The sequence below is a fragment of the Actinoalloteichus spitiensis RMV-1378 genome, assembly GCF_000239155.1.
Lineage (GTDB): Bacteria > Actinomycetota > Actinomycetes > Mycobacteriales > Pseudonocardiaceae > Actinoalloteichus_B > Actinoalloteichus_B spitiensis.
In genome coordinates, this window is record NZ_AGVX02000365.1 from 1 (window position 1) to 6,079 (window position 6,079).

Consider the following 6,079-nt stretch of genomic DNA (forward strand, 5'->3'; position numbering starts at 1 on the left):
CGGGGGCGGGCGGAGCCGTGCCGCCAGGTCGGCACCGCCCGCCGCGGCCCGGAAGGCGACGAACCGCAGGTCCACCCGGGGGCGGCGGGCAGACGCGGCGGACTGAGCACCTCCCACCCACCGGCGACCACCACGAGGCCACCGCCGTTGTCCGTCGGTGCCTGATCTGCGACGCTGTCCGCCGCCGGCAGGTTTGCTCCGGCGGCGGACCACACGCGCAACCACCGGCTCGGCGACGGCCGGCCCGGACGACGGACGGAGTGGTGGACAGGTGACGGTGACGGTGATCGGCATCGACGGCGGCGCGCTCTCCCCGGCGGCGGCCGCGAGACTGGAGGGCGCGCGGATGGTCGTCGGGGCGTCGCGCCTCCTCGACCGACACGCACCCACCGGAACGCGCACGGTGGAACCCGAACCCTGGGAACCCGTGGTCCGGGAACTGCGGGCGCTGGGCGAGCAGGCGCACGCCGTGATCCTCGCCGACGGAGACCCCGGCTTCTTCGGCCTGGTGCGAACGCTGCGCGAGCACGGCCTGCGGCCCGAGGTGATCCCCGGCACCACCAGCGTGCAACGGCTCGCCGCCGAACTCGGCCGCCCGTGGGACGACCTGCCCATCGTGGCCGCCGGCGGCCGGGACCTCCGCCGCGCGCTCAACGTCTGCCGGGCACGACCCTCGGTCGCGGTGCTCACCGCCACCGGAGCGGGCCCCGCCGAGATCGGCGCGGGCCTGCGCGGCTGGCGGCGCACCCTCGTCGTCGTGGAGGACCCCGGCACCGAGGACCAACGGGTGTCCACCGTGGATCCGGCCGGCGCCGCGACCCGCCGCTGGCGCGAGCCGAACCTCCTGTTCTCGCTGGCCGACCCGGAAGGCCCCGGCGAACCCGGCTGGCTGGCGGGATCCGCCTCGGCCACCACCGCCATCGCCACCCAGGGGTGGGCGTTACCGGAGGACACCTTCTCGCAACGGCCCGGTCTGCTCAGCAGGGCTGAGCTCCGCGCCCTCGCCCTGGCCCGGCTCGGTCCCGCCCCCGGCTCCCTCGTCTGGGACGTCTGCGCGGGATCCGGCGCCGTGTCGGTCGAGGCAGCCCGACTCGGCGCCGCCGTGATCAGCATCGACCAGGACCCGGTGCAGTGCGCCCGGATCATCGCCAACGCCGCCGCCCTCGGGGTGGAGCCCCGCGTCGTGGAGGGCGTCGTCCCCGACGCGCTCGCCGACCTCCCCCAACCGGACGCGGTCTTCGTCGGCGGAGGTGGCGCCGAGGTCGTCCGCGCCGTGGCGGCGGTCGGCGCCCCCAGGGTCGTCGTCTCCCTGTCCACCTCGGACCTGATCGGACCTACCCGGACCATCCTGGCCAACAGCGGCTACCAGGTCGAGGGCCGGCAACTCGCCGTCAGCCGGATGGTGTCCACTTCCCAGGGGCTCACCCGGTTCGTGGCCGAGGACCCCTCCTTCCTGGTGTGGGCGACCTCCACCCGCACCGGGACCGGCTGACCGGAGAGGTCGCGGAGTCCGGCGTCCGCAGGGTGGGACGGCGACCACGCAGCGTGTTCCCGCCGGGCGGTCCCGCGAATAGGGTCTGCGCCATGAGTCGCGCGCAGCCCTACCTCAGCGGTCTCCTGCTCGCCGGCCGCCGGGTCCTCGTCGTGGGTGGCGGCACCGTGGCCCAACGCCGGATACCCCGGTTGCTGAGGTCGGGAGCGCGGGTCGAGGTCGTCGCTCCGGCGGCGACACCGGCCGTGGAGGCGATGGCCACCGCCGGGGAGCTGACCTGGACCCGACGGGCCTACCACGCCGGCGACCTGGCCGACGCCTGGTACGCACTGGCCTGCACCAGCGATCCCGCCGTCAACGAGGAGGTGGCGCGGGAGGCGGAACGCACCCGCGTCTTCTGCGTGCGGGCCGACCTGGCGGTCCAGGGAAGCGCGGTGACCCCGGCGGTCGGCACCCACGACGACGTCGAGGTCGGCGTCCTCGCGGGAGGTCGACCCCGCCGCTCGGCGGCGGTGCGGGACGCCGTGATCGCGGCACTCCAGTCCGGGGTGGTCGACGACCACGCCGAACCGGCCACTCCCGGGGTGGCCCTCGTCGGCGGCGGACCGGGGGATCCCGACCTCGTCACGGTGCGGGGACGGCGGCTGCTCGCCAGGGCCGACGTGGTCATCACCGACCGGCTCGGGCCGCGCGAGCTCCTGGAGGAGCTGGGACCGCACGTGGAGGTGGTCGACGCCGCGAAGATCCCCTACGGCCGGGCGGCGAACCAGGACGTGATCAACGACCTCCTGGTTCGGCACGCCCGGGCCGGCAAGTTCGTGGTGCGGCTCAAGGGTGGCGACCCCTACGTCTTCGGCCGGGGTTTCGAGGAGGTGCTGGCTTGCGCGGAGGCCGGTGTCCCGGTCACCGTCGTCCCCGGGGTGACCAGCGCCTTCGCCGTGCCCGCCGTGGCCGGTGTCCCCGTGACCCACCGGGGGGTCGCCCACGAGGTGGTCGTGGTGTCCGGGCACGTCGCCCCCGGCGACCCCCGCTCGCTCACCGACTGGCCCGCCCTGGCGCGGCTGGGGGGCACCCTGGTGCTGTTGATGGGCGTCGACCGGCTCGACGCCTTCGCCCGGGTCCTCCTCGACCACGGCCGGGCCGCCGGCACGCCGGTGAGCGTGATCGCCGACGGCACGATGGCGGGGCAGCGGGTGCTGCGGTGCACGCTGGACGAGGCCGCCGAGCGCGTGCGGGCCGAGAACGTCCGACCCCCCGCCGTGATCGTGATCGGTGAGGTCGTCGCCGTGGGGGACGACGTCGGAGGAGCGTGACCACCCGGAGGAGCGGCCGGGGCGGGTGCGCCCCGCCCAACGCGGCCCGCCCGGGCGCCCCGGTCAGCCCGGGGCCTCCTCCGACGCGTCCCCACCCGCTGGGGCGGTCGACCCGCCGACCGGCTCCCGTGCGCGGATCCGGTCGAACGCGGCGCCGAGCACCTGGAGTTCCTCCTCGGAGAGCCGCCCGGCGAAGCACCGCTCCACGACCTCGGCGTTGGTCCGGATCGCCGCCACCTGGACCCGCCGCCCGAGCGAGGTGAGCCGCACGCGCACCGCACGGGAGTCCTCCGGCGCGGCCGTCCGTTCCAGCAGGCCACGCCGGGTGAGCCGGTCGACCAGCCGGCTCACCGCGCTCTGGCTGAGCACCACCCGGCCGGTCAGCTCGCTCAGCCCCACCCCGCCGGTGGGGATGTTGACGACCGTGTCGAACTCGCTGACGGACAGGCCGTGCCGAGCCGTCAGTTCCCGTTCCAGTTCACGGAGCACCGAGGAGTGGACCTCCATCAGCGAGCGCCACACCCCGACCCGCGCCCGGGTTGCGGCGCGCCCCGCCCGCACGTCCGCGCCGGTCATCGCTGGTCCCCGAAGAGCAGGTCCTCGAAGGGAGTGGGCTGCTCGAACCCGTCCCGGCGGTCCGCGACCCCCGGCTCGCGGGTGGAGACCAGCGCGGCCAGCTCCTCGGCCGCCCGGCCGATCCGGTCGGCCAACGCCGTGTCCGCGCCACCACCGGCCCAGTCCTCGGGAGCCGCGTAGACGGCGGTGGGGACGACCACGGAACGGAGGTAGGAGAAGAGGGGGCGCACGGCGTGCTCCAAGGCGAGGGAGTGCCGCGCCGTACCCCCGGTGGCACCGGCGAGCACCGGTGTGCCCACGAGCAGGTCGGGGTCCAGGACGTCGAAGAACAGCTTGAACAGGCCGCTGTAGGAGGCGCTGAAGACGGGCGTGACCGCCACCAGGCCGTCGCTCGACCCCACCCGCTCGACCACCTCACCCAGCGGCCCGGTGGCGAACCCGGTGAGCAGCGTGTTCGCCAGGCTCCTGGCGTGGTCCCGCAGTTCGACGACCTCCAGGTCGACCTCGTGGCCGCGTTCGGTCAACCGGGAGGTGGTGGCCTCGGCCAGCCGGTCGGCGAGCAGCCGCGTCGACGAGGGCTGGCCCAGGCCAGCGCTGATCACCGTGATGGTCCTGGTCGTCACGCGGTTCCCTCCTCCGGGGTCGTCGTGCCCTGGGCGCCCCTGGCGCGCAGGCTCTCATGGGTGGGGGCCGTGGGGACGTGCGCGGGCCGCAGCGACTCGAACTCCCGCCGCAGCACCGGGATGACCTCCTCGCCGAGCAGGTCCAACTGCTCCAGCACCGTCTTGAGGGGGAGCCCGGCGTGGTCGACGAGGAAGAGCTGCCGCTGGTAGTCGCCGAAGTACTCGCGGAACCGGAGGGTGCGGTCGATGGCCTCCTGGGGGCTGCCCACCGTCAGCGGCGTCTGCTCGGTGAACTCCTCCAGGGAGGGACCGTGCCCGTAGACGGGCGCGTTGTCGAAGTACGGGCGGAACTCCCGCACCGCGTCCTGCGAGTTGCGCCGCAGGAACACCTGGCCGCCCAGCCCCACGATGGCCTGGTCCGCCGACCCGTGGCCGTAGTGCTCGAAGCGGGTCCGGTACAGCTCGATGAGCCGGGCGAAGTGCTCCTTGGGCCAGAAGATGTTGTTGGCGAAGAAGCCGTCGCCGTAGTAGGCGGCCTGCTCGGCGATCTCCGGGCTCCGGATCGACCCGTGCCAGACGAAGGGGGGCACGCCGTCGAGCGGGCGGGGGGTGGAGGTGAAGGACTGGAGCGGGGTGCGGAACCGCCCCTCCCAGTCGACCACGTCCTCCCGCCACAGGCGGTGCAGCAGGTGGTAGTTCTCGATCGCCAGCGGGATGCCCTGGCGGATGTCCTGGCCGAACCACGGGTAGACCGGGCCCGTGTTGCCCCGGCCCAGCATCAGGTCCACCCTGCCGTCCGCGAGGTGCTGCAACATCGCGAAGTCCTCGGCGATCTTGACCGGGTCGTTCGTGGTGATGAGCGTGGTGGCGGTGGACAGGATGAGCCGCTCGGTCCGCGCGGCCACGTAACCGAGCATGGTGGTGGGGGACGAGGGCACGAAGGGCGGGTTGTGGTGCTCACCGGTGGCGAACACGTCGAGGCCGACCTCTTCGGCCTTCAGCGCGATCCGCACCATCGCCCTGATCCGCTCGGCCTCGGTGGGGGTGGTGCCGTTGGTCGGGTCGGGTGTGACGTCACCGACGCTGAAGATCCCGAACTGCATCTCCGACAGCCTCCTCAAGTTGTATGCGCATGCATAACGCTGGTCCGGCGCTCCCTATTCCCGGTCGGCCCGTTCCCCGTCCCCCGGACGGCCGGGCACCTGGCCGGTGCGGCGGAACAGGACGTCGACGCGCGCCACGCACTCACCGGCCCGTGGGAAACCGGCGGAGCTGGTCGGGCCAGCGGACCGGACACCGGCATCGGGATCACCACCGGTGTCCCGACGTGCGGGTCGGGGACGAGTCGCGGGTCAGGCCGAACACCTCCGTGACCAGCTCGGCGCGCGGCACCTCCGCCGGTGGCCCCTGCGCCACGATGCGACCCGGTCCAGCACCACCAGGTGGGTGGCTGTACCGCGCGGCCTGGTTGAGGTCGTGAAGAACGGCGACGACCGTCCGACCCTCGCGGTGCATCCGCGCGCACAGTTCCCACACCTCGAACTGGTGCGCGAGGTCGAGGAACGTCGTGGCGTCCTGGGGCCTACCGGTCGAGTCGGTCACCCTGGGCCACGGCGGGGAACCCGTCGCCCGGGACCTGCGGCTGGACGGACGTCCGGCACACGGCGGGCTGGCGGTGGTCACCGACCCGAACGGCAGCGGGAAGTCGAGGGTGCCGACGCCCCTGGCCCGCGTGGTCCGCCCCACCTCGGGGTGGGTGTGCGCCCCACGGCGTCGGGCTGTCGCGGTACCGGGGGCAAGGCCGGCGCCCGACGTCCGGCGCCGGGCGCCCCGCAGGAGTCCCTCGACATGCCGCACGCCCGGTTGGTGGTGGCCCACCAACCGGGCGTGCGGGTGCGTGGTGACGGCGGCCTGGCCGTCGACGGGGGGTCAGCGCTGCTGGTCGCGGTCCCGGCGGTGGCCACCCTGACCGCCCTGGCGGCGGGAACGCCCGTCCCGACCGCCGCCCTCGCGGTCCGATCGGAACGCCGGGTCCCGGCGGCTCGACCGCCCGGTACCCGCCGCGCCCCGGCCCC

The 6,079-nt window shown here is 74.5% G+C and carries 7 protein-coding genes; 3 read left to right on the forward strand and 4 right to left on the reverse strand.

Annotated elements, in window-relative coordinates:
• Positions 1-271 precede the first annotated feature (271 nt).
• Entirely contained in the window at positions 272-1,492 is a 1,221-nt protein-coding gene (cbiE, locus tag ACTIDRAF_RS29275; RefSeq protein WP_016699787.1) for a precorrin-6y C5,15-methyltransferase (decarboxylating) subunit CbiE, read from the forward strand.
• Between the two features lie 92 nt (positions 1,493-1,584).
• Complete coding sequence (cobA, locus tag ACTIDRAF_RS0216265; RefSeq protein ID WP_039787678.1) at positions 1,585-2,805, forward strand: uroporphyrinogen-III C-methyltransferase; 1,221 nt, start codon at positions 1,585-1,587, stop codon at positions 2,803-2,805.
• A gap of 63 nt (positions 2,806-2,868) precedes the next feature.
• On the opposite strand, the gene ACTIDRAF_RS32030 is transcribed toward cobA, so the two are convergent.
• From ACTIDRAF_RS32030 to ACTIDRAF_RS35345, 4 genes are all read right to left on the reverse strand, one after another.
• Entirely contained in the window at positions 2,869-3,381 is a 513-nt protein-coding gene (locus tag ACTIDRAF_RS32030; RefSeq protein WP_016699789.1) for a MarR family winged helix-turn-helix transcriptional regulator, read from the reverse strand.
• Positions 3,378-4,004 carry an FMN reductase gene (locus ACTIDRAF_RS0216275; RefSeq protein WP_016699790.1) on the reverse strand — a complete coding sequence of 209 codons (627 nt, stop codon included), beginning with the start codon at positions 4,002-4,004 and terminating at the stop codon, positions 3,378-3,380. The genes ACTIDRAF_RS32030 and ACTIDRAF_RS0216275 overlap by 4 nt, the downstream gene beginning before the upstream one ends.
• Entirely contained in the window at positions 4,001-5,107 is a 1,107-nt protein-coding gene (locus ACTIDRAF_RS0216280; RefSeq protein WP_016699791.1) for an LLM class flavin-dependent oxidoreductase, read from the reverse strand. Before ACTIDRAF_RS0216280 ends, ACTIDRAF_RS0216275 begins: the two co-directional genes overlap by 4 nt.
• 205 nt (positions 5,108-5,312) lie before the next feature.
• Complete coding sequence (locus ACTIDRAF_RS35345; RefSeq protein WP_157163070.1) at positions 5,313-5,861, reverse strand: ATP-binding cassette domain-containing protein; 549 nt, start codon at positions 5,859-5,861, stop codon at positions 5,313-5,315.
• Here ACTIDRAF_RS35345 and ACTIDRAF_RS0216295 point away from each other — a divergent pair.
• Positions 5,853-6,079: hypothetical protein (locus ACTIDRAF_RS0216295; RefSeq protein WP_026066173.1), on the forward strand; the 227-nt coding region annotated here is incomplete at its 3' end. The genes ACTIDRAF_RS35345 and ACTIDRAF_RS0216295 overlap by 9 nt on opposite strands.

Excerpts from the sequence above, each read along its gene's own strand:
- ACTIDRAF_RS0216280 (WP_016699791.1), bottom strand. The coding sequence starts at position 5,107 with ATGCAGTTCGGGATCTTCAGCGTCGGTGACGTCACACCCGACCCGACC.
- ACTIDRAF_RS32030 (WP_016699789.1), bottom strand. The coding sequence starts at position 3,381 with ATGACCGGCGCGGACGTGCGGGCGGGGCGCGCCGCAACCCGGGCGCGG.
- cobA (WP_039787678.1), top strand. The coding sequence starts at position 1,585 with ATGAGTCGCGCGCAGCCCTACCTCAGCGGTCTCCTGCTCGCCGGCCGC.